The 24,263-nt window shown below is 61.7% G+C and carries 25 protein-coding genes; 9 read left to right on the top strand and 16 right to left on the bottom strand.

Features of this window, described 5'->3' with window-relative positions:
* Positions 1–50 precede the first annotated feature (50 nt).
* On the bottom strand, positions 51–1,562 hold the full coding sequence (locus ACTRWK_RS05715) for a PAS-domain containing protein (protein WP_180828492.1): 1,512 nt from the start codon (positions 1,560–1,562) through the stop codon (positions 51–53).
* Positions 1,563–1,707: 145 nt separating this feature from the next.
* Positions 1,708–3,105: a sensor histidine kinase RegB gene (regB, locus tag ACTRWK_RS05710; protein ID WP_243250930.1), complete on the bottom strand. Its 1,398-nt coding sequence runs from the start codon at positions 3,103–3,105 to the stop codon at positions 1,708–1,710.
* A gap of 99 nt (positions 3,106–3,204) precedes the next feature.
* On the opposite strand from regB, the gene ACTRWK_RS05705 reads away from it, so the two are divergent.
* Together ACTRWK_RS05705 and ACTRWK_RS05700 are read left to right on the top strand one after the other, a co-directional pair.
* The gene (locus ACTRWK_RS05705) at positions 3,205–3,825 is read left to right on the top strand and encodes an SCO family protein (RefSeq protein WP_174226592.1); all 621 of its coding nucleotides are present in this window, start codon (positions 3,205–3,207) and stop codon (positions 3,823–3,825) included.
* A 75-nt stretch (positions 3,826–3,900) separates the two neighbouring features.
* Entirely contained in the window at positions 3,901–4,455 is a 555-nt protein-coding gene (locus ACTRWK_RS05700; protein WP_037942457.1) for an ActR/PrrA/RegA family redox response regulator transcription factor, read from the top strand.
* A gap of 4 nt (positions 4,456–4,459) precedes the next feature.
* On the opposite strand, the gene ACTRWK_RS05695 is transcribed toward ACTRWK_RS05700, so the two are convergent.
* Together ACTRWK_RS05695 and ACTRWK_RS05690 are read right to left on the bottom strand one after the other, a co-directional pair.
* Positions 4,460–4,945 carry a GNAT family N-acetyltransferase gene (locus ACTRWK_RS05695; protein ID WP_037965665.1) on the bottom strand — a complete coding sequence of 162 codons (486 nt, stop codon included), beginning with the start codon at positions 4,943–4,945 and terminating at the stop codon, positions 4,460–4,462.
* Positions 4,945–5,538, bottom strand: a complete 594-nt coding sequence (locus ACTRWK_RS05690) for an HD domain-containing protein (protein WP_037965663.1) — start codon at positions 5,536–5,538, stop codon at positions 4,945–4,947. The genes ACTRWK_RS05695 and ACTRWK_RS05690 overlap by 1 nt, the downstream gene beginning before the upstream one ends.
* 71 nt (positions 5,539–5,609) lie before the next feature.
* On the opposite strand from ACTRWK_RS05690, the gene ACTRWK_RS05685 reads away from it, so the two are divergent.
* Positions 5,610–5,912 carry an S-adenosyl-L-homocysteine hydrolase gene (locus ACTRWK_RS05685; protein WP_289081915.1) on the top strand — a complete coding sequence of 101 codons (303 nt, stop codon included), beginning with the start codon at positions 5,610–5,612 and terminating at the stop codon, positions 5,910–5,912.
* 108 nt (positions 5,913–6,020) lie between these two features.
* Positions 6,021–7,409: an adenosylhomocysteinase gene (ahcY, locus tag ACTRWK_RS05680; RefSeq protein ID WP_289081914.1), complete on the top strand. Its 1,389-nt coding sequence runs from the start codon at positions 6,021–6,023 to the stop codon at positions 7,407–7,409.
* Between the two features lie 63 nt (positions 7,410–7,472).
* Here ahcY and ACTRWK_RS05675 read toward each other — a convergent pair whose 3' ends face one another.
* From ACTRWK_RS05675 to xylF, 6 genes are all read right to left on the bottom strand, one after another.
* Positions 7,473–8,150, bottom strand: a complete 678-nt coding sequence (locus ACTRWK_RS05675) for a DUF1045 domain-containing protein (RefSeq protein ID WP_289081913.1) — start codon at positions 8,148–8,150, stop codon at positions 7,473–7,475.
* A 52-nt stretch (positions 8,151–8,202) separates the two neighbouring features.
* Positions 8,203–9,501, bottom strand: a complete 1,299-nt coding sequence (gene xylA / locus ACTRWK_RS05670) for a xylose isomerase (protein WP_462843818.1) — start codon at positions 9,499–9,501, stop codon at positions 8,203–8,205.
* 19 nt (positions 9,502–9,520) lie between these two features.
* Complete coding sequence (gene xylB / locus ACTRWK_RS05665; protein ID WP_289084194.1) at positions 9,521–10,954, bottom strand: xylulokinase; 1,434 nt, start codon at positions 10,952–10,954, stop codon at positions 9,521–9,523.
* A gap of 21 nt (positions 10,955–10,975) precedes the next feature.
* Entirely contained in the window at positions 10,976–11,719 is a 744-nt protein-coding gene (locus ACTRWK_RS05660) for an ATP-binding cassette domain-containing protein (protein WP_005850705.1), read from the bottom strand.
* Complete coding sequence (locus ACTRWK_RS05655) at positions 11,716–13,035, bottom strand: sugar ABC transporter permease (RefSeq protein WP_005850703.1); 1,320 nt, start codon at positions 13,033–13,035, stop codon at positions 11,716–11,718. The genes ACTRWK_RS05660 and ACTRWK_RS05655 overlap by 4 nt, the downstream gene beginning before the upstream one ends.
* 117 nt (positions 13,036–13,152) lie before the next feature.
* On the bottom strand, positions 13,153–14,175 hold the full coding sequence (gene xylF, locus ACTRWK_RS05650; RefSeq protein WP_306285306.1) for a D-xylose ABC transporter substrate-binding protein: 1,023 nt from the start codon (positions 14,173–14,175) through the stop codon (positions 13,153–13,155).
* Positions 14,176–14,437: 262 nt separating this feature from the next.
* On the opposite strand from xylF, the gene ACTRWK_RS05645 reads away from it, so the two are divergent.
* On the top strand, positions 14,438–15,664 hold the full coding sequence (locus ACTRWK_RS05645) for an ROK family protein (RefSeq protein ID WP_289082206.1): 1,227 nt from the start codon (positions 14,438–14,440) through the stop codon (positions 15,662–15,664).
* Positions 15,661–17,175 (top strand): CRTAC1 family protein, encoded by a 1,515-nt coding sequence (locus ACTRWK_RS05640; RefSeq protein WP_289082203.1) that lies wholly within the window; start codon positions 15,661–15,663, stop codon positions 17,173–17,175. The genes ACTRWK_RS05645 and ACTRWK_RS05640 overlap by 4 nt, the downstream gene beginning before the upstream one ends.
* On the opposite strand, the gene ACTRWK_RS05635 is transcribed toward ACTRWK_RS05640, so the two are convergent.
* Positions 17,176–18,525, bottom strand: coding sequence for a cytochrome-c peroxidase (locus ACTRWK_RS05635; protein ID WP_462843828.1), 1,350 nt, complete (start codon positions 18,523–18,525; stop codon positions 17,176–17,178).
* 187 nt (positions 18,526–18,712) lie between these two features.
* Here ACTRWK_RS05635 and ACTRWK_RS05630 point away from each other — a divergent pair, with 187 nt between their 5' ends.
* The gene (locus tag ACTRWK_RS05630) at positions 18,713–19,054 is read left to right on the top strand and encodes a DUF2853 family protein (protein ID WP_005850691.1); all 342 of its coding nucleotides are present in this window, start codon (positions 18,713–18,715) and stop codon (positions 19,052–19,054) included.
* A gap of 86 nt (positions 19,055–19,140) precedes the next feature.
* Here the strand turns inward: ACTRWK_RS05630 and ACTRWK_RS05625 are convergent, their stop codons facing one another.
* The 4 genes from ACTRWK_RS05625 to tsaD are packed head-to-tail and all read right to left on the bottom strand — an operon-like array spanning position 19,141 to position 21,869.
* Positions 19,141–19,560 carry an EVE domain-containing protein gene (locus ACTRWK_RS05625; protein WP_037942475.1) on the bottom strand — a complete coding sequence of 140 codons (420 nt, stop codon included), beginning with the start codon at positions 19,558–19,560 and terminating at the stop codon, positions 19,141–19,143.
* Complete coding sequence (locus ACTRWK_RS05620; protein ID WP_005850688.1) at positions 19,560–19,832, bottom strand: YciI family protein; 273 nt, start codon at positions 19,830–19,832, stop codon at positions 19,560–19,562. Before ACTRWK_RS05620 ends, ACTRWK_RS05625 begins: the two co-directional genes overlap by 1 nt.
* A gap of 1 nt (position 19,833) precedes the next feature.
* The gene (locus ACTRWK_RS05615) at positions 19,834–20,787 is read right to left on the bottom strand and encodes an NAD(P)H-dependent glycerol-3-phosphate dehydrogenase (RefSeq protein WP_289082202.1); all 954 of its coding nucleotides are present in this window, start codon (positions 20,785–20,787) and stop codon (positions 19,834–19,836) included.
* Positions 20,784–21,869 (bottom strand): tRNA (adenosine(37)-N6)-threonylcarbamoyltransferase complex transferase subunit TsaD, encoded by a 1,086-nt coding sequence (gene tsaD, locus ACTRWK_RS05610; RefSeq protein ID WP_005850684.1) that lies wholly within the window; start codon positions 21,867–21,869, stop codon positions 20,784–20,786. Before tsaD ends, ACTRWK_RS05615 begins: the two co-directional genes overlap by 4 nt.
* Positions 21,870–21,949: 80 nt before the next feature.
* Between tsaD and ACTRWK_RS05605 the strand changes: the two genes are divergently transcribed.
* Positions 21,950–22,651, top strand: a complete 702-nt coding sequence (locus ACTRWK_RS05605) for a uroporphyrinogen-III synthase (RefSeq protein ID WP_289082201.1) — start codon at positions 21,950–21,952, stop codon at positions 22,649–22,651.
* On the opposite strand, the gene ACTRWK_RS05600 is transcribed toward ACTRWK_RS05605, so the two are convergent.
* The gene (locus ACTRWK_RS05600; protein WP_289082200.1) at positions 22,643–23,374 is read right to left on the bottom strand and encodes a hypothetical protein; all 732 of its coding nucleotides are present in this window, start codon (positions 23,372–23,374) and stop codon (positions 22,643–22,645) included. The genes ACTRWK_RS05605 and ACTRWK_RS05600 overlap by 9 nt on opposite strands.
* On the opposite strand from ACTRWK_RS05600, the gene ACTRWK_RS05595 reads away from it, so the two are divergent.
* Positions 23,355–24,254, top strand: coding sequence for a COG4223 family protein (locus tag ACTRWK_RS05595; protein ID WP_289082199.1), 900 nt, complete (start codon positions 23,355–23,357; stop codon positions 24,252–24,254). The two genes, ACTRWK_RS05600 and ACTRWK_RS05595, sit on opposite strands and share 20 nt — an antisense overlap.
* Positions 24,255–24,263 lie beyond the last annotated feature (9 nt).

Raw genomic sequence — 24,263 nt, 5'->3', positions numbered from 1 at the left:
CGCCAAGGTTACTTGGGCGCGGTGGTGCGCCGCAAGGCGAAAGCGGGGCGTCAGGCGTCTTGTGGCGGTTTCTCGGCTTCGGGGTTTTCAATCTCTGCCACCGGCTTTTTCGGCTGGTGAAACCGGATCAGCGTGGCCCCGTCCACGATGGGGGAAAACAGGCAGGTCAGCTCTGTACCATTGGCAAGATACAGCGGCATGCTCCACTTCATGCGATCTTCGCGGTTGGTCACGAAATCCTCTATCTCTTGCCACAGCAGATTGGGGGCGGACCGGCGGTGCCAGCCCTGAATGGCGTCGTGGATAGAGATATCGGCAAAGGTCATGTCGGGATCGACACCCCAAAGGTCATTATACGCGGTGTTAGAGAAGGTCAGGATACCCGACGACGAAAAGACGACGATGGCATCGTCCAGCGTATCAAGCATCGCCTGCCCCTGTTCCAGCTCTGCCCTGAAGGTGCGGGTCAGGCTGACCTGGGCGCTGATATCCTCTATCAGAAAGGCGGTGGCCCCGTCGGGGTGCGGCCGACCCTTGACCCGAAAAGTCTGCCCTGACTCAAGCGACCATATCTCTTCATAGCGGCCATCATGGGCGGCGCTGATCAGCTCGGACACGGTGGTGCGCCAGGTGGCATAATCCTTGGGCTCGGGGATTTTGCGCGCCTCGCGCAGCTTGTCGAAGAAGGTCTGGATCGCGGGGCGCGCGCTCAGGAATTGCGCTCCCAATCCGGTCAGGTCGATTAACGCCGGGTTAAAAAGCACCAGCTGGCTTTTGCGGTCAAATATCGCGAGCCCGATGGACAGCTGCGCAAAGGTCTTGGTCAAGGTTTGCACGAAATTGCGCTGCGCCTCTTCGGCGCGGACCAATGTGGTGATGCAGGTCGCCTGATAGCAGTTGATGCTACGCGATTGGCTGTGGGTGACCGCGTACCAGTCTTTCACCCCCGTGGTCCGGTCGCGCAAGGACAGACGGTGGGTCGCGTTGCTGAAATCGCTGGGAAACAGCCGCTGGGTTTCAATCGCCTGACCGGGGTGACAGGCGTTAAATAACTCGTGATAGGCATCGTTGTACCAAAGCAGCCGGTTCGCATGGTCCGTATGCCAAAGCGGCACCGACACGGTAGAGCGTAGCCGCGTCAGCGTGACCTCCGCCTCTGACCGCAGATCGACGCCCATATCATTGGGGTCCAGCACCACCACGCGGCACAGGTGCTTTTCCCAGGTGATGCGGATCAGCGTGTGAATCTTGGGGTCGGTGGCCGGGACGATTAACTGGCCTTCAGGCGTCGAAGGGGGTTTGTCGGGGAACATCGCAAAGCGACCTGACACGTTGTGATGCAAGTCGGACCATTCGTGAAACCCCGCCTCTAGCGGGCAAAACTGCGCTGTCGTGCCAGAGGCGTGCTGCAACACCCCGTGGTCAAAAAGATAGGACAGCTCGGGCTCCCCCCGCGGATCGGCCTTGTCGGCGGTCTCTGCGTTGTCGAGCCAGAGATAGGCGATATAGCCACTCGAAAGAATGGCAAAAATCACGAGCGCAATGTCGAAGGTGGAAGCCACGGCGGGACTCAATTCTTTAGGGTTCCACTCAGTTAAGCGCCCAAATAGTTAACAGTTTATTAACCGCCGCGTGAATGGCCGTGTGACCTACCGCGGAAAATCGCCGAGATCGTCTTTGGTGCCCCCCACGCCGCTGCCGCAGGGATCAGGTGAAGCGCGTGTTCTCTCCGGTGGGCAGGGGCGTTTCGCCGTGATGCGCATCCAGCTTTTCGCGGGGCCATGTGACCTTGACCACCGCACCGACGGGGGTGTCCGTCTTGGGGGCGCTGTCCGGCCCGTTGGCAAAACGAAGCTCCGCACCCGAACGTTCAAGCAAGGTCTTGGCGATGAACAGCCCCAGCCCCATGCCTTCGTATTCGGGGCGCCGCGCGTTGCTGCGGTCCGAAGGGCGCCGCCGCATGAAAGGGTCACCGATGCGGCCAAGGATATGCGGAGGAAAGCCCGTACCATCGTCAAATATCCGGACCGAGATCACCGTGTCAGACCAGTTCGCCTCTACCCAGACTGTTGTGGCGGCGAAATCCACCGCGTTTTGCATCAGGTTGCGCAGCCCGTGGATGATCTCGGGTCGGCGCAGGATCGCGGGCTGGTCGGCGGCGTCTCCGGCATCTGGTCCGAGGGTAAAGGTAAACGTCTTGCCGCGCATCCGGTGCGGTTCGGCGGCTTCTTCAAGCACCGTCATCAAGGGGGCTTGGCGCAGATGCAGATCGTCTTTGCCCGCCCGCCCCATGTCGCGCAGAATATCGCGGCACCGGTCGGCCTGATCGCGGATCAACGCGGCATCTTCGGCCAGATCGGGCTGGTCTTGCAGTTCATTCCACAGCTCGCTGCTGGCCAGTTTGATCGTGGCAAGGGGCGTGCCCAGTTCATGGGCGGCAGCGGCCACCACGCCGCCAAGGTCGGTCAGCTTCTGTTCGCGCGCCAACGCCATCTGGGTGGCGGCCAAGGCGTCGGCCATCGAATGGATCTCGGTGGTGACGCGGCGGGAATAGGCGGTAGAGAACACAATCGCGATCACCAGCGCGATCCAGATGCCGAAGATAAAGATGCCCGGCAGCTCAAGCACGCCCCCATCTTGTGTGATCAACGGCAGGTGAAACAGCGCCAGCCCCGTCGCCAGCCCAATGGCTGTGCCACAAAGCACGATGGTCGACCGCAGGCTCAGCGCCGTGGCAGAGATGGTCACCGGCCCCAGCAACAGCAGCGAAAACGGATTATGCAGCCCGCCCGTCAGGAACAGCAGAAAGGCCAGCTGTACCAGATCGAACAGCACCATCAGCAGGTTTTCATACTCAGACAGACGCTTGTTTTCGGGAAACACCAGAATGGCGATCAGATTACCGATCACCGACACGCCAATCGCGAAATAGCACAGCCCCAGTTCCAGCTGCAGGCCAAAGATGCGTTGCGCGACGGTGATCGCCGTCAGTTGCCCCGCAATCGCCACCCACCGCAGCACGATCATTGTGCGCAGGCGGATCCAGTTGGCACGCGCGCCCTTGCCCAGGCCTCTACCCACGGGAATGTTAGCGGCCTGCGTCATCGGCGCACCTTTTCAAAATGTCGTTTGCGTTGATAAAGGGAAAGCGTAGGTCTGTGTCCGACCGGGATCAAGAGCGCCTAACCGCGCAGGAGAATGAATATGAGAAGAGTGTTGGCAATTGGCGCGGTGTTGGTCGTGCTGGCGTTTCTGGCGGTGTCCCTGATGCTGGTATACCGGACCGATGGCGACAGCGACAAATACGCGCAGTGCAAGAACTCTGCCGTGGCCGGTGGCGCGGAATTGGGCGGGCCGTTCGAACTGGTGAACGCCCAAGGCCAGACCGTGACGGACGCGGATGTGATCACCGAGCCCAGCCTCGTTTACTTTGGCTATACCTTCTGCCCGGACGTCTGCCCGCTGGACGTGGACCGCAACGCCCGCGCTGTGGATGAGCTGGAGGCGCGTGGTATGTCTGTGACGCCGGTGTTCATTTCTGTCGATCCTGCCCGCGATACCCCTGAAGTTGTTGGAGATTTCGCCGCCAACATGCACCCCAAGATGATCGGTCTGACCGGATCGCCCGCACAGGTCAAAGCGGCAAGCGATGCCTACCGCACCTATTACAAGGCGCATGAGGATGAAGGCGATGACTACCTCGTGGACCATTCGACCTTTAGCTATCTGGTGATGCCGGGCGAAGGTTTCGTCGATTTCTTCCGCCGCGATGTCCCGCCAGAGCAGCTGGCCGACAAGGTCGCCTGCTTTGTGGAACATCAGTAAAAGTTTGACCAAGCTAGGCCACCGCCACATATCTGGATAAAGTCCCGGTACAACATTCAACCAGCGGAGCATGATATGGTTCAGGAAAATGCGCTTGATCTCGGCGAGGATCGGTCCCTCCTTCTGGTGGATGATGACGAACCGTTTCTGCGCCGTCTTGCCAAGGCGATGGAGAAGCGCGGCTTTGACGTAGAAACCGCCGGTTCCGTCGCCGCTGGTGTGGCGATCGCCACCGCGCGGCCCGCGGCCTATGCGGTGGTCGATCTGCGGTTGCAGGACGGCAACGGGCTGGATGTGGTCGAGGTGCTGCGCGACAAACGCCCCGATGCGCGGGTTGTGGTGCTGACCGGCTACGGTGCCATCGCCACCGCCGTCGCCGCGGTCAAGATTGGTGCGACGGACTACCTGTCAAAACCCGCTGATGCCAATGACATCGTGAACGCGCTGCTGGCCACGGGCGATGACATGCCGCCGCCACCGGAAAACCCCATGAGCGCGGATCGTGTGCGGTGGGAACATATCCAGCGTGTCTACGAGCTTTGCGACAGAAACGTGTCCGAAACGGCGCGGCGGCTGAACATGCACCGCCGGACCTTGCAGCGCATCCTGGCAAAACGGTCCCCGCAGTAACGCGCTAGACGTCGTAGCGTTTGCTGATCTTGTCCACGACCTGACCCGAGGCAAGCGAGACCCCTTCATCATAATGCCAGTCGCGAAATCCACGGCTTTGGTAATAGGTCAGCCCGCCGTGGTTGTCGGCGCGGATTGTGGCGTTGATCCAGACATACCCCAGCCGTGCCGCTGCCTGCGCGGTGGCATCAAACAGCGCTGATCCGATGCCCAGACCGGTACGACCAACCTGCACAAAGCTCGCGATGTCGCAGGCCTCGGGCGGCAGATCGGGGTGCGGGCTGATCCACTGGAACCCCACGACGTTCTCCTGATCATCCAGCGCCACATGCCACGCGCTTTGATCGGCGTTGCTGGCCATCCATTGGGTCAGATCCTTGCCGGTGACAGGGCGGGTCATCGCGGTGGTGCCCCCGATGGTGATGATCTCGTTCAGCAGCTGCGCCATATTGCCGGCATCCAGCGCGATTGGCGGGCGGACCTTGACCATCACAGCGCGCCCAGCAAATCCAGATGCCGCGCGGTGAAGTCATTGCGCGTGTCCACCGGCGGGCGCAGCACAATCGACAGCCCCTCCATCAGATCGGGGTTGGGCCGGCCAAAGAACTTGGACGCCTCTGCTTCCGAGAAACCGGCGATCTGCGTCGCCTCCATCCAGGCGCTGACCTTATCGGCGCGCTTGATCTGCTGCTTGACCGATTTCGGCAGTGCCGCAGGCAGGCCAAAGCGGATATGGATCGCGGACATCAGCCGGTCATCCAGCGCGCCATATTCCGGCCCGACCGCCGCCTTCACCGGAGAGATCATATCGCCGATCACATATTCCGGCGCATCATGCAGAAGCGCAGCCAACCGCCACTTTGGCGGGGCCTTGGGGTTCATCCGGCCATAAATCGTTTCGACCAGCAGCGAATGTTCGGCCACGGAATAGGCAAAATCCCCCCGCGTTTGCCCGTTCCACCGCGCGACAAAGGCCAGCCCGTGGGCGATATCCTCGATCTCTATATCGACCGGTGTCGGGTCCAGCAGGTCAAGCCTGCGGCCGGATAACATACGTTGCCATGCACGGGATTGCTGCGCCATTCTATTGCTCTGCCTTTGACACGTGGAACATTTGCGGGTTTCGCCGTGTTCTTCCCACGAAGGAGACGATCATGAAACCTGTTATTTCTGCTCTCACACTCGCACTTGGCCTCGGGAACGTGGCCGCACCCGCAATGGCAAGCGATGTCTGCATGCCCGCGCAAGAGCTGAAGGCGTCGTTGGTGGATTGGTACGGCGAAACACCGGTTGAAGGCCAGGACGACGGCGCGGTCCAAATCTGGGCCTCGGATGACACGGGCACATGGTCTGCTGTAAAAACCCTGTCGAACGGAATGGCCTGCGTCACCGCGCAGGGCGCAAACTGGATGGCGGGGATGACCACGGACGAGATGATCGTCGCCTCGGCAGAGTAACCGTTTCGTGTGACGCTTGACCGCCACCGTTGAGATCACCGCATCAAAGTGCTACGGCCCTTTTCAAATATACGATACATAGCCGATCTTTTGAAAAGGGATGCCCCGATGGCCAACGATTACATCGTTAAAGACATTAGCCTTGCCGCCTATGGCCGCAAGGAACTTGATATCGCAGAAACCGAAATGCCCGGCCTGATGGCCTTGCGCTCGGAATATGGCGACAGCAAACCGCTGTCCGGTTCGCGCATCGTCGGCTCGCTGCACATGACGATCCAGACCGCCGTGCTGATCGAAACGCTTGTCGCATTGGGGGCCGATGTCCGTTGGGCGTCGTGCAACATCTTCTCGACCCAGGATCACGCGGCGGCGGCGATTGCCGAAGGCGGTACGCCTGTTTTCGCGATCAAGGGGCAATCGCTGGAAGAGCATTGGGATTACCTGGATAAATCCTTCCAGTTCCCCGACGGCCCGAACCTGATCCTTGATGATGGCGGCGATGCGACGCTGTACATCCTGATGGGCGCCCGTGCCGAAGCTGGCGAAGACGTGATCCCCGTGCCAACGTCGGAAGAAGAAGTCGCGATCAAGGCGCAGATCAAAAAGCGGATGGAGCAATCCCCCGGTTGGTTCACCAAGATGCGTGACCAGATCAAGGGCGTGTCCGAGGAAACCACCACAGGCGTTCACCGTCTGTATGATCTGGTGAAGCAAGGCCAGCTGCCCTTCCCCGCGATCAACGTCAACGACAGCGTCACCAAGTCCAAGTTCGACAATAAATACGGCTGCCGTGAATCGCTGGTCGACGGTATCCGCCGCGCGACAGACGTGATGATGGCCGGTAAGGTCGCTGTCGTCTGTGGCTATGGCGACGTTGGCAAAGGCTCTGCCGCGTCGCTGGCCGGTGCCGGTGCCCGCGTGAAAGTGACCGAAGCCGACCCGATCTGCGCGCTGCAAGCGGCGATGGACGGGTTCGAGGTTGTCCTGCTGGAAGACGTGCTGGACACCGCCGACATCTTCATCACCACCACCGGCAACAAGGACGTGATCCGCATCGAGCATATGCGCGAGATGAAGGATATGGCGATTGTTGGCAACATCGGCCACTTTGACAATGAAATCCAGGTTGCCGCGCTGAAGAACCACAAGTGGACCAACATCAAGGAACAGGTCGACATGATCGAGATGCCTTCGGGCAACCGTCTGATCCTGCTGTCCGAAGGCCGTCTGCTGAACCTTGGCAACGCCACCGGTCACCCTTCCTTCGTCATGTCCGCGTCCTTCACCAACCAGGTGCTGGCGCAGATCGAACTGTGGGAAAACACCGGCAAATACGAGAACAAGGTCTATATCCTGCCCAAGCATCTGGACGAAAAAGTCGCCCGTTTGCACCTTGATCGTATCGGCGTGAAACTGACCCAGCTGAGCAGCGAACAAGCCGCTTACATCGGCGTCACACCCGAAGGCCCGTTCAAGCCGGAACACTACCGCTACTAAGCCGGTGCGTACCGTCTGACAAAACGCCGCCTTGCAGGGATGCAGGGCGGCGTTTTTCGTGGGTCAGCTGCCAAGCGCGAAGCGTTCGACCTCGTGAAAACGTCCCTGCGTATCCTCGCCACAAAGCGTCAGACTATCGATGGTGAAAGGGGCAGGGGTATCCGACCCTAAATAGCGGTGCAGAGCCGTCTTTACGGGGTCGATCTGATCGGGCGCAAGCGGCCCGGTGAGGGTGATGTGAAAGCGGAAATACTCCATAATATGGGGGTATCCGTAGGTTTTGAGGTAAATCCGCTGCTGATCGGTCAGGTAGGGGGCGTTCTTGCGCGTGAACTCCGCCTCTGACAGCGGCGCGCGGAAGGCGTCCAGCACCACATTGGCCGAGGCCGCAAGACTGCCAAGCGCGGTCGTGTCGCCCTGCGGCACCAGCGCCAGAAACCGCCCGATCTGCGACAGGGCCAGCCCGTCCAACTGCACTGGCGCTTGCCCTTTGCAAAAGGCGGCGAGGCCATCGGTCAGCTGTGCCGCGCTGGTCGCATCCGCCAGAAAGAACGGCGCCTTGACCGTCCCGTGTAGCCCGTATTTGCGTGGTCTTTGGGTCAACTTGGCAACATCAAGCCCCGCGATATCGGGATGTGCAACAGCTTCGCCGGCCTGCACATCCCAGCCCAACCAAGCCGCGCCCCGCCGGGCGAAATCCCCCGGCGGCGGCGTATAGTAAATGGCGTAGCGTTTGAACATCTTGGGCCCCCTTATCGGTCAGCCTAGACCCCTAACAGCGCCATGTAACAGCTTAAAGATAGCGGTTAACCAGATTTTCCAGCGCTTCCTGACGGCCCGAGGCGGGCTGCGGGTTCAGCGCATCGGCTTTGACCTGCGCGTTGATCGTCTCCAGATCGCTGCTCAGCAAGCCTTGGCCGCGTTCAGAGCCCCAACCGGCATAGCGCGCGTCCCGCGCCGCTTCGAGCTTGCCATCCTCCAGCATCGCGGCGGCGGCTTTCAGGCCCTTGGCACAGACATCCATCGCACCGACATGGGCCAAAATCAGATCCTCGGCGTCCAGCGACTGGCGGCGCAGTTTGGCGTCAAAGTTGGTGCCGCCGGTGGTGAAACCGCCCGCTTTCAGCACTTCGTAATAGGCCAGCGCGACTTCGGGGACGGAATTGGGGAATTGGTCGGTGTCCCAGCCTGATTGGTAATCGTTGCGGTTCATGTCGATCGACCCGAAAATCCCAAGCGCCGAGGCCATCGCCAATTCGTGTTCAAACGAATGCCCGGCAAGAATGGCGTGACCCTGTTCGATGTTCACCTTCACCTCGTTCTCAAGCTCGTAATCCTTGAGGAAACCATAGACGGTGGCCACGTCGTAATCATACTGGTGCTTGGTCGGTTCCTGCGGTTTAGGCTCGATCAGGATGGCGCCTTTGAAGCCGATCTTGCGGGCGTATTCGACGGACATCTGCAAGAAACGCCCCGCCTGTTCGCGTTCGCGTTTCAGGTCGGTGTTCAGCAGCGTTTCATAGCCTTCGCGTCCGCCCCACAGCACATAGTTCTCGCCGCCCAGCTTGTGGGTGACGTCGATACATTCCTTCACCGTCGCGGCGGCATAGGCAAAAATATCGGGGTCGGGGTTGGTGGCAGCGCCCGACATATAGCGGCGGTTGGAAAACAGGTTGGCCGTGCCCCACAGCAGCTTGGTGCCCGTCTGCTCCATCTTTTCGCCAAAGTAATCGGTGATCTCGTGCAGCCGCGCGGTGCTTTCGGCAAAGGTATCGCCCTCGGGACGGACATCGGCGTCGTGGAAGCAGAAATACGGCTGACCGAGGATCTTGAACATATCAAACGCGGTGTCAGCCTTGGCGCGCGCGGCGTCCATCGTGGTGCCGAACCACGGGCGCAGGAAGGTCTGACCGCCAAAAGGGTCGCCGCCTTCCCATGCGAAACTGTGCCAATAGGCAACGGCAAAGCGCAGATGCTCTGCCATCGTCTTGCCCATCAGCATCTCGTCGGGGTTATAGCTGCGATAGGCGAAATCATGGTCCGCTTGCGGGTCGTAAGAGATCGTCGGGATGCCGTCGAAAAAGCTGGTCATGGGGATGGTCCTTCTTGTCTTAGCGCAAATGTTTTACGGCGCTATACGTGTCTGAATATCGGGCGTGGGCCTCTGAAAAGGCGTCGACTAGAGCTGGAACAGGCTCTATCACGCGGGAAATGGGGGGTGGCACGGCGATCTCGGCCCCGGTGCCGGTGGCAGCCATACGACCCAAGCGCGCAGCCCCAAGAGCACCGCCAAAGTCACCCGCGGCGGGCAGCTGGATCGGCATGTTCAGCGACGTGGCGATGGCCGATAGCCAATAGTCGGATTTAGACCCGCCGCCGACGGCGATCAGGCTGTCGATGTGGGTGCCGGTGTGCCGCATCGCGTCGAAACTGTCGCGTAGGGCGTGGGTCACCCCTTCCAGCACCGCGCGGGTCATGGCGGCGCGGTCGGTGTTATGGGCAAGGTGCAGGAAACCGCCCCGGATATTGGCGTCGTTATGGGGCGTCCGTTCGCCCCCAAGATAGGGCATAAAGATCGTGCGGCCGGGGGCCTGTAGCGCGCCCAGATCAGAGGTGAGCGTCCGCGCGTCCTCGTTCAAAACACCGGCCAGCCAATTCAGCGAATCCGTGGCCGACAGGATCACCCCCATCTGGTGCCACAGGTCCGGCAGCGCGTGACAAAAGCTGTGCAGCGCGCTTTCAGGTGCAGCGGCATAGCCCGGCGTCGCGGCAAACAGCACGCCCGAGGTGCCAAGCGAGACGAACGCCTGACCCGGTTTCACCACACCCATCCCGATGGCCGAGGCGGCATTATCGCCGCCGCCCCCCGCAACGGGGATCCCCGCAGGTAGGCCCAGTTGCGCGGCGATAGAGCCGCTTAGGTGCCCTGACACCTGCGATCCTTCGACCAACGAAGGCATCTGTTCCCGCGTCAGGCCAGATCGTTCCAGCAAAGCGTCGGACCAGTCGCGCGCGCCGGTATCCAGCCAGCTTGTGCCTGCGGAATCCGACATCTCTGACACCGGGTCGCCGGTCAGCCAGAAGCGCAGCGCGTCCTTGGGCAGCAGCACCTTGTCGATCCGCGCGAAAATACCGGGTTCATGGTCGCGCACCCATGCCACTTTGGGCGCGGTGAAACCGGGGAACACAATGTTGCCCGTGACCGCACGCCAGAGGGGATCAGCATCCATCGCGGCGGCCTGTGCCGCGGCGCGGGTGTCGTTCCACAGCATACAGGGGCGCAGCGGCGTGCCCGCGGCATCCAGCAGGGTCGCGCCATGCATATGCCCGCTAAGCCCGATACCCTGCACGGCGGCCAGATCAACCCCCAGCCCCGCAATCGCGTCGGCGCAGGCGGTGAACCAATCGCGCGGGTCCTGTTCGACCCAGCCATCGTGGGGGCGCGACACCTGCAAGGGTGCCACGCTTTCCGCGATGATGTTTTCGGCGTCGTCCACCAGCAGGGCCTTCAGCCCAGAGGTGCCCAGATCAAGCCCCAGAAACATGGTTTTCCCCTTTGTCAGCGCCTATGCGGCGTCGCGCGCCTTGCCCATGATGATCATGCTCAGGATGTCATCCTCGGTCACGTCGCCGACCTTTTCGGTGCCGATCAGCGCGCCGTTTTTCATCACCGACACACGGTCGCAGAGCTCCAGCATCTCGCGGGTGTCGTGGCTGATCAGGAAGATGCCAAGCCCTTGGGCCTTCAGTTCCTTGATCAGATCGGCAACCATCTTGCTTTCATGCACCCCAAGAGCGGCGGTCGGTTCGTCCATGATCAGGATCTTGGCGTTGAAATAGACCGCGCGGGCAATCGCAACCGATTGCCGCTGACCGCCCGAAAGCGCCGAGACAGGCTCGCTTATCTTCTTAAAGTTGGGGTTGAGACGCGCCATGATCTTGCGGGTCTCTGCCTCCATCCGCGCATCATCCACGAGGCCGAATTTATTGGTCAGTTCGCGCCCCAGAAACAGGTTGCTGGGCGCATCAAGGTTATCGGCCAGCGCCAGCGTCTGGTAGATGGTCTCGATGTTGTGGCGGCGGGCGTCACGGGGCGAATGGATGCTGGCTTTCTTGCCCTCGATCCAGATTTCGCCCTCGTCCATCTGATAGGCACCGGCAAGGATCTTGATCAGCGTGGATTTCCCCGCGCCATTGTGCCCCAACAGGCCGACGACCTCGCCCGGGTACAGGTCCAGCGACACGTTATCGACGGCACGCACCCCCCCGAAGGACAGCGAGATATTCTTGAGCTCTACAAGCGGTGTCATGATTTCCCTCCCATACGGCGGCGATAGACGATGTCGATCCAGACGGCGAAGACAAGAACCGCACCGACGACGATGTTTTGCAGCGGTGCGTCAACGCCCACCATAGCCATGCCCGACTGCAGCGATTGCATGATCAAGGCCCCCAGAATGGCCCCGTGGATCGTCCCTATACCGCCTGCCAGAGCCGTGCCGCCAATGACAGCCGCAGCGATGACACGCAGTTCGTCCAACGTGCCGATGTCGTTCGAGTGGTTGGTCAAACGGGCAGAGGCAACAACCGCGGACAGCGCCACCAAGGCCCCCATCAGGGCAAAGACCTTGACCGTCAGCAGACGGGTGTTGATGCCCGACAGCTCTGCCGCGTCGGGGTTACCGCCCGTGGCAAAGATATAGCGCCCCAGCCGCGTGCGTTTGGCCATCACGGTCATGCCAATCGCCAGCGCGATCAGCAGCAACACCGAATAGGGGATACCATATGACGCGGTATAGCCTTCGGGCATCACATCGCCACGGGCCTTGAACTCGCGCATCAGACGCGCGGTCGGAACCTCGTAGGCGTTCAGGATCGCGACAAAGCCCAGAATGCCCACGGCGATGATCAGACCGACCAGCACCTCGGCCCAAACCGGTTTCACGTGAAACCCGTGGTTGACCTTGTTGCGGCGTGACGACCACAGCGCCCAAAGCGCCAGAACCACGGCGATCAGCCCGACGACCCAAGACCATGTCTCGCCCAGGGTCCCATTGATTCCGCCGAACTTGCGGAAGGTTTCATCCAGCGGCCCAATGGTTTGACCGTCGGTCATATACCACGCCACGTTGCGCCAGATCAGCAGCCCGCCCAAGGTCACGATGAAGGCGGGGATCGTGAGGAACCCGATCAGCCAGCCCTGAAACGCGCCGATGATGGTGCCAAACAGCAGGCCGACGACGATGGCGATCCAGGGGATCATCGGATGCCCCAGCCCCATGCCCAGCATACGCGGCAGGATATCGGTCTGGGTCATCGCCATCGCGGCAGAGCAGGTGGCCAGCATCGCGCCGACCGACAGGTCGATGTGACGGGTCACGATCACGAAGACCATACCGGTCGCCATAATGGCAACGCTGACCGTCTGGATCGTGAGGTTGAAAATATTGCGCGGCGTCAGAAAGCGCCCGTCGGTCAGCACGTTGAACACGAGGCAGACCAGAATGAACGCACCGATCATCCCTAACAGACGGGTATCGATTTCGAGCTGGCTAAGAAAAGAGCGCTTGGGCGCTGTCGGCGACGGATGTACATCTGCCCCGGTTTCGGTGGTCGTATCTGTCATGTGATTGGCTTCCGGATTGGGTCGCAATGTCAATCAGCGGGGCCGCAAAGCGCGGCAGCCGGGCTGAAGCAAACGGGTGGCACACCCCGCATCAGGGGCGGGGTGTGCGTTTTGGTCTTAGTTACAGGCCGCGACATCTGTCACGCCTTGGCACAGGGCTTCTTTCGAAATCCAGCCGGCGTCCAGAACCGCGTTCAGGTTGTCGATGGTGACAGGCACGGGGGCCAGAAACTTGGCCGACAGGGCCGTGCCCGCAGGGGATGTCCATTCCTGCGCGCCGTCCACGTCTGCCATCTCGGTGCCGCCGGCAAGGGCAACAGCGATTTCGGCTGCGTTCTTGCCCAGATCACGGGCGTCTTTCCAGACGCTGACGGTCTGCGTGCCCTTGGCAACACGGTTCAGCGCCGCGTGGTCGCCGTCCTGGCCGGACACGGGCGTGCCTTCCATGCCTTGCGCGGTCAGCGCGGCAACGGCACCGCCTGCTGTCCCGTCGTTAGAGGCAACAACCGCGTCAACGTTGTTGTCTTGCGCGGTCAGGATCTGCTCCATGTTGCGCTGTGCGTTGGCGGGCAGCCAGCCGTCGGTATAGGCTTCGGCAACGATGGTGATATCGCCTGCATCAATCGCGGATTGCAGCACTTCTTGCTGGCCGCCGCGCAGGAAGTCGGCGTTCGGATCGGTGGGCGAGCCCTTGATCATCACATAGTTGCCCTTTGGCATCGCTTCGAACACGGCACGCGCTTGCATACGGCCCACCTCGACATTGTCGAAGGTCAGGTAAAAGGCGCGGGGGTCTTCGATCAGGCGGTCATAGCCCACAACCGGAATACCTTCGTCCGCGGCTGCGGTGATTGCGGGGCCGATGGCCTGGCTGTCTTGGGCAAGGATGATCAGCGCATCAACGCCTTGGGCGATCAGGCTTTCCACATCCGACAACTGCTTGGCCGACGACGATTGCGCATCGGCGCTGACATATTTCGCACCGGCAGCGTCCAGCGCGGCCTTGATCGCGGCCTCGTCTGTTTTCCAGCGCTCTTCTTGGAAGTTCGACCAGCTCACGCCGACGGTGATATCCTCGGCTGCTGCGGTCTGAGTGAAGCCAGCAGTGGCGACGGCCGCTGCCATAAAGAGTTTACGCATTTCTTTCCTCCCAGATGAAATGATCCGATGTCCTTGGTGGCATCGGTGACGTCGTAGTATGAGGTTGCGCACTTTAATTCAGTTGTCAAAATAAATTTTACATTATGACACAAAGAATTTGACACAGATCGGCAAAACACGGCTTATTTCCCGTGGGAGACAGAGGGATTAACCTATTGCAGGGGAATTTCAAAATACATCGGGAGGATAAAGTTTGGCGAGCGAACTAATTCGCGACCTTGGGTCGGAGGGGTCAAAACTTGTGTCTTCAGGCTGTGGCCCGCTGCTGGCCTTGCCGCAGGATGATACACGCCCGCTGCGCCAACAGGTGTTTGAACAGGTCCGCGCGAACGGGCAGATGCCGCGCATGGATGTGGCGCGCAAGCTCAACATCAGCCCCGGGTCGGTGACCACCATTACCTCTGATCTGATCGCGCGCGGTCTGCTGCAAGAGGTAGAGGACAGCCAGCGCGGCCCCAGCCGTGGCCGCCCGCCCATTGCCCTGCGGGTCGCCCCGCAAAGCCGTTTCGTCGTGGGCATGAAGCTGTCGGACGAACGTCATACCGCGGTCTTGCTGGACCTTGCCGGCACGATCATCGCCGAGGCCCATGTCGCCAGTGCGTCGCTGCGGCAGTCTACCGAAGATATGTTGACCGAAGTCAGTTCCCTCATGGACAGGCTGTTGCAGAAATCGGGGCGTGTGATGTCCGACATCAGCGCCGTGGGAATCGGCCTGCCCGGGCTGGTGGATGCGAGCCTCGGGATCGTGAAATGGTCGCCGGTGATGCTGGACACGGATATGCCGCTGCGCGATCTGCTGGCGAAAACGCTGGGGCTGCCTGTGTCATTGGACAATGACACCAACCTGTTGACGCTGGCCGAACTGTGGTTCGGGGCCGGTCGGGGGATTTCCAACTTTGCCGTGGTGACCATTGAACGCGGCGTCGGCATGGGGCTGGTGCTGAACAACCGGCTGTTCCGCGGCGCCCTTGGCCCGGGGATGGAGCTGGGCCACACCAAGGTGCAGTTGGACGGTGCCCTGTGCCGTTGCGGGCAGCGCGGCTGTCTTGAGGCCTATGTCGCCGATTACGCCATTATCCGCGAGGCAGGCACCGCGTTTGAACGCGACCCGCGCGCCGAAAGCTCTGCCGTGTCGATGATCGAAACCCTGTATGACGAAGCGAACGCAGGCAACGAGGCTGCGCTGGCGATCTTTAACCGCGCCGGACGGTTCCTGAGCGTCGGGCTTGCCAATATCGTGCAGTTGTTTGACCCCGAACGGATCATTCTCAGCGGCGAACGGATGCGCTATGACTATCTGAACGTTGACGATGTGCTAAACGAGATGAACTCTATGATCCTACCCGCAGGCCGCGCGCCGACCCCTGTCGACATCCACGCTTGGGGCGGGTCCGTCTGGGCGAAAGGGGCCGCTGCACTGGCCCTGTCCGATGTGACCGACGCCCTGCTGGGGGAGAATGCTGCGTGATCCATCGTTTGCTGGCGGCAGCCTGTGTCTTTGCCTCTGTTGCCCATGCCGATCCGTTGTTTCAGGACATCAGCGCGGGCCTGCCCGACCACCATTATACCGGCGGGTGGGAACATTTTGTCGGCGGCGGTGTGTCGGCGTTTGACTGTTCGGGCGACGGGCTGCCCGATCTGGTGGCCGCAGCCGGCACCGCGCCGCTATTGTTGCTCAAAAACGTCTCTGACACGGGGGAAATCGCCTTTGAACGGGCTGTGATCGACCCCGAGATTACGGGGGCCACGGGGGCCTATCCTGTCGATATGAATGGTGACGGGCTGCTTGATCTATATGTCATGCGCGTCGGGCCGGACCGCGTACTTCAGGGCGGCGCGGACTGCCAGTTCACCGATGTGACAGAGGCATGGGGCATCCCGCAAACCGATCAATGGACCACCGCCTTCACCGCCTGGTGGCAGGATGGCGCATACTTTCCCACGCTTGCGATCGGCCATTATGTTGACCGCGCCAATCCCGACGGGCCGTTTGGTGCCTGTGATACCAACACGCTGCTCAGGCCCAAGGGCGGCACCTCGCCCCAATATACCGCGCAAGAGCTGTCGCCGGGGTATTGCGCGCTCTCGATGCTTGCCGCAGAGGATGCGCGCGGGCTCAAATCGCTGCGAATCTCCAATGATAGACACTATTATGTCTCCGGCGGGGCGGAGCAGATGTGGGATATCGCTGAACAGCGGTTCCTGACCGAAGCGGATGGCTGGGCCAAAGTCTCGCTTTGGGGGATGGGGATCGCCAGCCGTGACCTGACGGGCGACCAACGGGACGAGCTGATGCTCACCTCTATGGGGGACCAGCTGATGCAGGTGGCGCAAGCCGACGGCAGCTATCGCGGCGCGCCCTATGACATCGGCACCTATGCGCAGCGCCCCTATGTGCCCGGGGATGGCCGCCCGTCTACCGGATGGCACGCCAGTTTCGCCGATGTGAACAACGATGGCCGCGCCGATCTGTTTATCGCCAAGGGCAATGTCGACCAGATGCCCGGCATGGCGATGCGCGATCCGAATAATCTGTTGATCCAAGGGGCCGATGGCCGCTTTACCGAGGTTGGTGACACCGCAGGTGTGGCCGATATCGCGCGGTCACGGGGGGCGGCACTGGCGGATTTTGACGGCGACGGGCTGCTGGATCTTGCCGTGGTGAACCGGCGTGCGCCGATGCGTATGTACCGCAATGTGACGCCCGAGGCAGGCCGCTTTGTGCGCATCGCGGTGCGGGGCGCGGGCGGCAATCGCTTTGCCGTGGGGGCGCGGGTGATCGTGACGGTGGGCGACGCTGTGCAAAGCCAGCAGATCACCCTTGGCGGCGGTCATGCGGGGGCGGTGCTGGCACCGCTGCATTTCGGCATCGGCGACGCGGCAGAAGCAACGGTGCAGGTCCGCTGGCCCGATGGCACGCAAAGCGACCCCATGCGCATGACGGCAGGCGATCAGATCACGGTGACGCAGCCCGATTGATCAGGGCGCACCGCCCACGGCCAGACCGCTTGGGACCGTGTCAGGGATACCCAAGCGCCCCGACAGCGCCTGCGGGTCATCCAGACTGCGCAAGAAAGACACTAACGCGGCGATATCACCGGGATTCAGCCCTTTGGGCGCGCGGATCATCGCGGCTTGGGTGATGGCATCGCGGGCGGCGGGGTCGTCCATCTCGCGCCAGTCATCCCCGTCCAGCGGCGGCAGGCGCACCCCGTTTCTGTCAGCCGCGCCGGGAGCAAAGCGTTTGGCCGCGCGGGCCGGGTCCATATGATCGCGCAAGAACTTCTCTATCTGGCTGTGCCCGCCCGCATGCCCCCAAGGGCCGGTCTGCATCACATTGCGCAGGGACGGCGTGCGAAAGGCATAGGCATCGGCCCCATTGCCGGTCACACCCATGCGTCCCGTATCGCGGGTGTGGGTTTCAAACACGGCTGCCTTGCCGGGGCCAAGCTGCGGTGCCCCCATCGCGTGAAAACTATGGTCGGTCTGGAACGCCCCCGCGTGGCAGGTGCTACAGCCCGCCTCGCCATAAAACAGCGCCATGCCCTTTTGCGCATCGGCGTCCAGCGCGGCTGACGGATCGCGCAGATAGGCATCAAAGGCAGAGCTGTCGGACCGCCATTCATGGGCCACAAAGACGGCAATCGCGTTTGAAATATCGGTAAATCCGATGTCGTCGGGCGTGGTGATATGATCATAGACCGATTGGAACCGCCGCGCATAGTCGGGCAAGCCCGCCACCCGTCGCGCCAGAATATCCCACGCCCCGCCCTGCGCCGTGATCAGACCCTGACGCACGGCTTTGGCAACGTCATTCTCCATATTCTGGCCGGCCATCTCGTCGGGGCTGAGCACCGGAAACATGGTTTGCGCCGACAGCAAAGACGCAAAACCGTCAAGCATATCGTCGTCCAGCGGCGTGCGGAAACCGGACGGCATTTCGGCGTCAACCTCGATCCGGCCATCGTGGAACAGCACGGTGAATTCTTTTGCGCCCAGATTGAATAACGCAGGCGAATTGCGCGGGATGCGGTGGGGCGGCATGTTGTCGGGATCCCCGCGCCGTTCCAGCCCCAGCCCGACCCCACCTTCGCCCAGACCCAATGATACGCCATCGCTGGTGGCAAAATCAGGGTGGTGACAGGTGGCGCAGGCGATATTGCGGTTGCCCGACAGGATCGGATCGTAAAACAGCAACTGCCCGAGGATCGCCTCGTCCAGATCGACGGGCGCAAAGCTGGCCGGATCAACGGGATCGGGCAGCGGCCCAGAAACGCCAGGAAACGGCGCAAGACAAAGGGCGAAAGCGGTGGCGAGGGCGGTCTTCATCATCGTAGTTTTGCGGAAAAACCGCTTCGGTACAAGCGTTTGACGCGGGGCGAGCCGCAATCAAGACATGCCGAAAACCGCACAGACCAACGCAGGCGGGAAAAATTTCTTTTGCGCGCGTCAAAACCGCTTTAGGGTCTGAAACAAGGCCGGAAACATCGGTCAAATCAACGGTTGGAGACCACGAATGGGCAAAAGAGATGAATGGATCGCGAAATATGCCGACGATCTGCAAACAAAATGCGGCATGACGCCAGATATGGACCTGCTGACGAAAGTGACCATCGGTTGCGGTCCGTCGATCTATAACGCTGATGCGCAGACCATCGCCGCGTCGCAGGAAAGCGAGCTTGAGCTGGTCAAGAACAACTTCCTCATCAAAAAGCTTGGTCTCTCGGATAGCCCCGAGCTGATGGACGGTATCCACAAAGCCGTAGAGACTTACGGCAAATCCGAGCGGAACAAATACCGCGCGGTGGTCTATTATATGCTGACCAAACACTTCGGCAAAGAATCCGTTTACGCGTAAATCTGACCCTGTCGAACTGAAAACGCCCGCTTGGTTCAGCGGGCGTTTTTATGTCCAAAGCGTATGTCTAAATCGTGTATTAGGCTCTAGGGTTTGGTGTTTCCCAAGGCGCAGATCGCGCTCCATTGCTCTGCTGTGACAGGCTGGACAGACAGACGCGGGCTTTTGACCAGCGGCATATCATCGAAGCGGCCATCGGCCTTGATATCGTCCAGCGTCACCGGTTTTTCAAACGGGCGCACGGCTTTGATATCGACACATTCCCAGCGTGCGTCCTCGGTCGAGCTATCGGGATGCGCGGCGGCGCAGACCTCGACAATGCCGACAATCGCGCGCTCGCCTTGCGAATGGTAAAAGAACCCCAGATCGCCAACCGCCATCTCGCGCATGAAGTTGCGCGCCTGATAGTTGCGCACGCCGTCCCATTCCTCGCCCGCGTCCCCCTTGGCGACCTGGTCCGGCCAGCCCCAGGTCGAGGGTTCGGATTTGAACAGCCAGTAGGCCATTACCCGATCACCCGGTTCCACGGGATCAGTTGCACATCGGCAAACAACCCGGCCTTGGCATAGGGGTCATTGTCGGCCCAATCCTGTGCCGCGGCTTTGTCAGCGACATCCAGAATGACCAAAGACCCGATCATATCGCCGGCATCATCCAGCAGCGGACCGGCCTGGGCAACGACGCCCGTGGATTTCAGATATTCCACATGGGCGGGGCGGTTTTCCTGACGCACGGAAAGCGCGCCAGCTTTGTCTTTGGCAATAAGGGCAACCAGCATGTTATTCTTCCTTTAAAGGGCGGGTCAAAAGCGCTTTCATCGCGCTTGCTACATCTAAGCGGTTCTCGACCAGACCTGCAACGGCGGCGGTGATCGGCAGATCCAGCCCGTTGTCATGGGCCAGCGCATCGACCGCCCGCGCGGTGGCGGCACCTTCGACGGTGGTGGCGCTGTCAAAGGGCTCCCCCCGGCCGAGGGCCAGCCCCAGCCGGTAGTTCCGCGATTGGGTCGAGGTGCAGGTCAGCGTCAGATCGCCAAAACCGGACAGGCCTGCCAAGGTCACCGGATCCGCGTGGTGATGCGCGGCAAGCCGCTGCATTTCGGCGAAGCCACGGGTCATCACGGCGGCGCGGGCGCTTTCGCCTAGACCGGCCCCGATTGCGGCACCGCAAGCGATGGCCACAACGTTTTTCAACGCGCCCCCCAGTTCCGCACCCACGGTATCAGAGGTGCGGTAAAGACGCAGGTTTGCCGTTGTTAGGCTCTGTTGTAGGGTCGCGCAGGTGGTTTTATCGGCGCAAGCAAGGGTCAGCGCCGTGGGAAGCCCCCGCGCAATATCCGCGGCAAAGCTTGGCCCCGTGAGGATCGCTGCGGTCGCATGGGGCAGCACCTCGCGGATCACGGCGACAGGGCCAAGGCCGGTGTTCAGCTCGATCCCCTTGCAACAGGCGACGATGGTCTTGCCGTCCAATGCGGCAGCGTTATCGCGCAGAAATCCGCGCAGTTTTTGCATCGGGACGGCGGCGAGCAAGGTCTGCGCCTTGGCGGCCTCTGCCAGATCCTCGGTCACGAACAGGCCCTCGGACAGCGGGCAACCGGGCAGGCGGGCGGTGTTTTCACGGCTTTGCCCCATGCCCTGCGCATCCCGCGCCCATAGCGTCACCGCGCCCTTACCCGCCAAAGAGATCGCCAACGCAGTGCCAAAGGCACCGGCCCCCAGAACGGCAATGCTCATGCTTTCGCTCCTTTTTTGCCGCTGCCCAACATGGCGGGCTGGCGTGTGTCCAGCGGCCAACGCGGGCGGGCCGACAGGGTCAAATCATCGGGCGCGCGCAGCTGGCTTTGCTCGATCGCGGCAAAGGCGATCATCGCTGCATTATCGGTGCACAGCGACAGCGGCGGCGCGATAAAGGCGCAATCTACTTCGGCGGCAACAGTCTCTAACCCGTGGCCTATTGCCTTGTTCGCGGCCACACCACCCGCAACACAAAGGGTGCGCACATCAGGGGCATGATCCAGATATTTCCGCAAGGCGCGGCGGGTCTTTTCGGCCAGTACATCGGTAACGGCAGCCTGGAAACCGGCAGCCAGATCGGCCTGATCCTGAACGCTCAACCCGCCTTTTTCGTCGATCACCTTGTCCCGCGTGCGCAGCACCGCCGTTTTCAAACCCGAAAAAGACATGTCGCAATCGGGTCGGTCCAGCAGCGGGCGCGGCAGGGCAAAGCGTTTGGGGTCGCCCGCCTTGGCCGCCTGCTCAATCGCGGGGCCCCCCGGTTGCGGCAGTGAGATCAGGCGCGCCACCTTGTCAAAAGCCTCGCCCGGGGCGTCGTCGATGGTGCCGCCCAAGCGTTCAAACCGGTCCGGCCCATGCACCAGCAGGAACTGGCAATGCCCGCCGGACACCAGCAACATCAGGTAGGGATAGGGCACATCATCGGTCAGCCGTGGCGTCAGCGCATGGCCCGCCAGATGGTTCACGCCATAAAGCGGCTTGCCCGTCGCGGCTGACAGCCCCTTCGCGCACATCACCCCCGACAGCACGCCGCCGATCAGCCCCGGTCCCGCGGTCACGGCAAAACCGTCCACATCCGCCAAGGTCAGCGCGGCCTCGGCCAGCGCCTTTTCGACACAAAGGTCCAGCTTTTCTGCGTGGGCGCGGGCGGCGATTTCGGGGACGACACCGCCGAAAGAGGCATGAAGCTCGGTCTGCCCCACAACGACGGAGGACAGCACGAGGGCGCGTTGCCCCGGCAGCTGACGCACCAGTGCGGCGGCGGTATCATCGCAGCTGCTTTCCAATCCAAGAAGTAACATGGCTGTTTCCGTTGCAAGGGTGACAGGGGCCAAGTAACACCTTGGGGCAGGTGGAACAATCCTTGGGGCCCAAGCGTCAGATGACAAAACCAGCGTTGATCCTGACCCGCCCTGCGCCCGCCTGCGCGGCGTTTGCGGCCAGCCTGCCGGATGCGCTGCTGTCGCGGGTGCGGGTAGTGATCAGCCCGTTACTGCAAATTCGACCGACCGCAGCGCCTGTTGATCTAGGCGGCATCGGCGGGGTGATCTTTACCTCGGCCAATGGGGTGGCGCATGGCCCGAAGGGGGGCACCCTGCCGGCCTATTGTGTGGGCGAGGCGACGGCGCAGGCGGCTGCGGCCAAGGGCTGGCATGTCGCGTGTCACGCCCCCGATGCCGCGCATTTGCTCCCGATGATCAAGGCACATCGCCCCGCAACGCCCCTGCTGCATCTGCGCGGCACGCATCAGCGCGGGGATATTGCGGAACGGTTAACGCAGGCCGGTCTGCCGACGCGCGCTGTGGTGCTTTATGACCAGCGGGCCCTGCCCCTGACGCATGACGCCCAAGCCGCGCTGGCAGATGGCCCGTCGATCGTGCCGCTGTTTTCCCCGCGCACCGCCGCGCAATTCGCCGATCAGGCATGTGAAACGCGGCGGGCTACCATCATCGCCCTCAGCCCTGCCGTGGCCGAGGCGCTGGACCGCACAGTGGTTCAGCAGATACTCATCGCCCCTGAACCAACCGCCACGTCACTGCGTTTTACGCTTGAAACTGCGGTGGATTGGAACAGGTTAGCTTGAAGGTCGACCTAGATGCCGTCTAAGGTTGTGCAATACGTCTGATATCAGGTCAGAATCGGAAAGGTTTTTAAGCGTGGCGAAAGCGAAAACACCCAGTTCAGGTGACGACACCCCGAAGACATCTTCGACATCAAGGGCGTCTGCTGCCGCCGCCAAGCCGAAGACCACAGCCAAAAAAACCGGATCGTCCACCGCGACAAAACCGGCTGGGACAACGGCGAAGCCATCAACCGCCAAGCCCAAGCCTGCGGCCAAGACATCCGCTGCAAGCGCGGCGAGCGCTGATAAAACCGCGACGGGTAAAGCCAGCGACGACAAAGCGAGTGCCAAACCCGAAAGCGTGAAAACCACCGACACAGCATCGAGTGCCGCGAAAGCAAGCGACGCCAAAAAAGCAACGACACCCACCGTTAAAACGGGGGGCAGTGATACAGCGGCCAAGGCTGCTTCGCCCGCGACCACCGCGACCGTCTCGACGTCTGCCAAACCCGAGACGAAGCCGAGCGACGCGAAATCCGATACAAAGCCCGACGCGAAAGATGTAAAGCCGGACACGGCTTCTGATAAACCGGCAACGCCCGCCTCAAAGCCAGCGACGTCAACCGCATCGACCACATCTGCGAAACCGGCCACGCCGTCCAAGACGCCGCCCCCCGTCACCCCCGTGGCAGAGCCTGAAAAGCGCGGTAGTGTCTTTTGGCCAATGCTGTTCGGCGGGATCATTGCGGGCGGGATCGGCTTTGCCGTGGCGGAATATGATCTGCTGGAACAGGCGGGCCTGCGCCCTGCGGACAGCTCGCAATCTAGCCTCACCGACACGATCGCCGCGCAAGAAGCACGGATCAAGGCGCTGGAAGAAACAGATCCGGCCCCCGCGCCCACCGATGACGCCGCCCTGCAAGAGGTTCAGGCGCTGGTGGCCGAACTGGCCACCCGTGTGGATGATCTGGGCAGCCGCCCCGCGACAGAGGCACCGGCCCCCGTCGATACGTCAGCCTTTGAAGAGGAACTGGCGGCGCTGCAATCCTCGGTCGAGACGCAGCGCGATGAAATTCAACGTCTGCTCGATAATGCGCTCAGCGTTGAAGAAGCGACGGCGCAAGCCGCACAGGCCGCGACGTTGCAATCTGCCTTGGGCCGGATCGTCTCTGCCGTCACAACGGGCCAGCCCTTCGAGGCAGAGATCGCCGATCTGAAAGCCAATGGTATTCAGGATGTCCCGCCGGCCCTTGCCGATACGGCGGCGACGGGCGTTGTCACCGCGGCCAATCTTCAGGACCGTTTCCCCGATGCGGCACGGGCATCGCTTGCCGCGGCACGTGCGGCCTCGCCTGACGTGGACGGGGGCGGCATCGGCGGCTTCTTCAAGCAGCAGTTGGGGGCGCGGTCGGTTGCACCGCGTGACGGGGATGACCCCGACGCGATCCTGTCCCGCGCCGAAGCCGCAATGCGCGACGGGCGCCTTGCCGATGCGCTGGCAGAGGTGAAAGCCCTGCCGCCCGAAGCCCAAGAGCCCCTGTCCGAATGGCTCTCTGATGCGCAAGCGCGCCACGACGCCCAAGACGCCGTACAGACATTGACACAACGCCTGACGGCGAACTGAGGAACCTGA

It is taken from the genome of Sulfitobacter sp. G5_S2_6_S6 (assembly GCF_054968505.1).
This window is presented reverse-complemented; position numbering and strand designations above follow the sequence as displayed.

Bases quoted from the DNA above. Each gene is read 5' to 3' on its own strand.
- regB (WP_243250930.1), bottom strand. From the start codon at position 3,105: ATGACGCAGGCCGCTAACATTCCCGTGGGTAGAGGCCTGGGCAAGGGC.
- ACTRWK_RS05705 (WP_174226592.1), top strand. From the start codon at position 3,205: ATGAGAAGAGTGTTGGCAATTGGCGCGGTGTTGGTCGTGCTGGCGTTT.
- ACTRWK_RS05700 (WP_037942457.1), top strand. From the start codon at position 3,901: ATGGTTCAGGAAAATGCGCTTGATCTCGGCGAGGATCGGTCCCTCCTT.
- ACTRWK_RS05695 (WP_037965665.1), bottom strand. From the start codon at position 4,945: ATGGTCAAGGTCCGCCCGCCAATCGCGCTGGATGCCGGCAATATGGCG.
- ACTRWK_RS05690 (WP_037965663.1), bottom strand. From the start codon at position 5,538: ATGGCGCAGCAATCCCGTGCATGGCAACGTATGTTATCCGGCCGCAGG.
- ACTRWK_RS05685 (WP_289081915.1), top strand. From the start codon at position 5,610: ATGAAACCTGTTATTTCTGCTCTCACACTCGCACTTGGCCTCGGGAAC.
- ahcY (WP_289081914.1), top strand. From the start codon at position 6,021: ATGGCCAACGATTACATCGTTAAAGACATTAGCCTTGCCGCCTATGGC.
- ACTRWK_RS05675 (WP_289081913.1), bottom strand. From the start codon at position 8,150: ATGTTCAAACGCTACGCCATTTACTATACGCCGCCGCCGGGGGATTTC.
- xylA (WP_462843818.1), bottom strand. From the start codon at position 9,501: ATGACCAGCTTTTTCGACGGCATCCCGACGATCTCTTACGACCCGCAA.
- xylB (WP_289084194.1), bottom strand. From the start codon at position 10,954: ATGTTTCTGGGGCTTGATCTGGGCACCTCTGGGCTGAAGGCCCTGCTG.
- ACTRWK_RS05660 (WP_005850705.1), bottom strand. From the start codon at position 11,719: ATGACACCGCTTGTAGAGCTCAAGAATATCTCGCTGTCCTTCGGGGGG.
- ACTRWK_RS05655 (WP_005850703.1), bottom strand. From the start codon at position 13,035: ATGACAGATACGACCACCGAAACCGGGGCAGATGTACATCCGTCGCCG.
- xylF (WP_306285306.1), bottom strand. From the start codon at position 14,175: ATGCGTAAACTCTTTATGGCAGCGGCCGTCGCCACTGCTGGCTTCACT.
- ACTRWK_RS05635 (WP_462843828.1), bottom strand. From the start codon at position 18,525: ATGAAGACCGCCCTCGCCACCGCTTTCGCCCTTTGTCTTGCGCCGTTT.
- ACTRWK_RS05630 (WP_005850691.1), top strand. From the start codon at position 18,713: ATGGGCAAAAGAGATGAATGGATCGCGAAATATGCCGACGATCTGCAA.
- ACTRWK_RS05625 (WP_037942475.1), bottom strand. From the start codon at position 19,560: ATGGCCTACTGGCTGTTCAAATCCGAACCCTCGACCTGGGGCTGGCCG.
- ACTRWK_RS05620 (WP_005850688.1), bottom strand. From the start codon at position 19,832: ATGCTGGTTGCCCTTATTGCCAAAGACAAAGCTGGCGCGCTTTCCGTG.
- ACTRWK_RS05615 (WP_289082202.1), bottom strand. From the start codon at position 20,787: ATGAGCATTGCCGTTCTGGGGGCCGGTGCCTTTGGCACTGCGTTGGCG.
- tsaD (WP_005850684.1), bottom strand. From the start codon at position 21,869: ATGTTACTTCTTGGATTGGAAAGCAGCTGCGATGATACCGCCGCCGCA.
- ACTRWK_RS05605 (WP_289082201.1), top strand. From the start codon at position 21,950: ATGACAAAACCAGCGTTGATCCTGACCCGCCCTGCGCCCGCCTGCGCG.
- ACTRWK_RS05595 (WP_289082199.1), top strand. From the start codon at position 23,355: ATGCTGTTCGGCGGGATCATTGCGGGCGGGATCGGCTTTGCCGTGGCG.
- ACTRWK_RS05600 (WP_289082200.1), bottom strand. From the start codon at position 23,374: ATGATCCCGCCGAACAGCATTGGCCAAAAGACACTACCGCGCTTTTCA.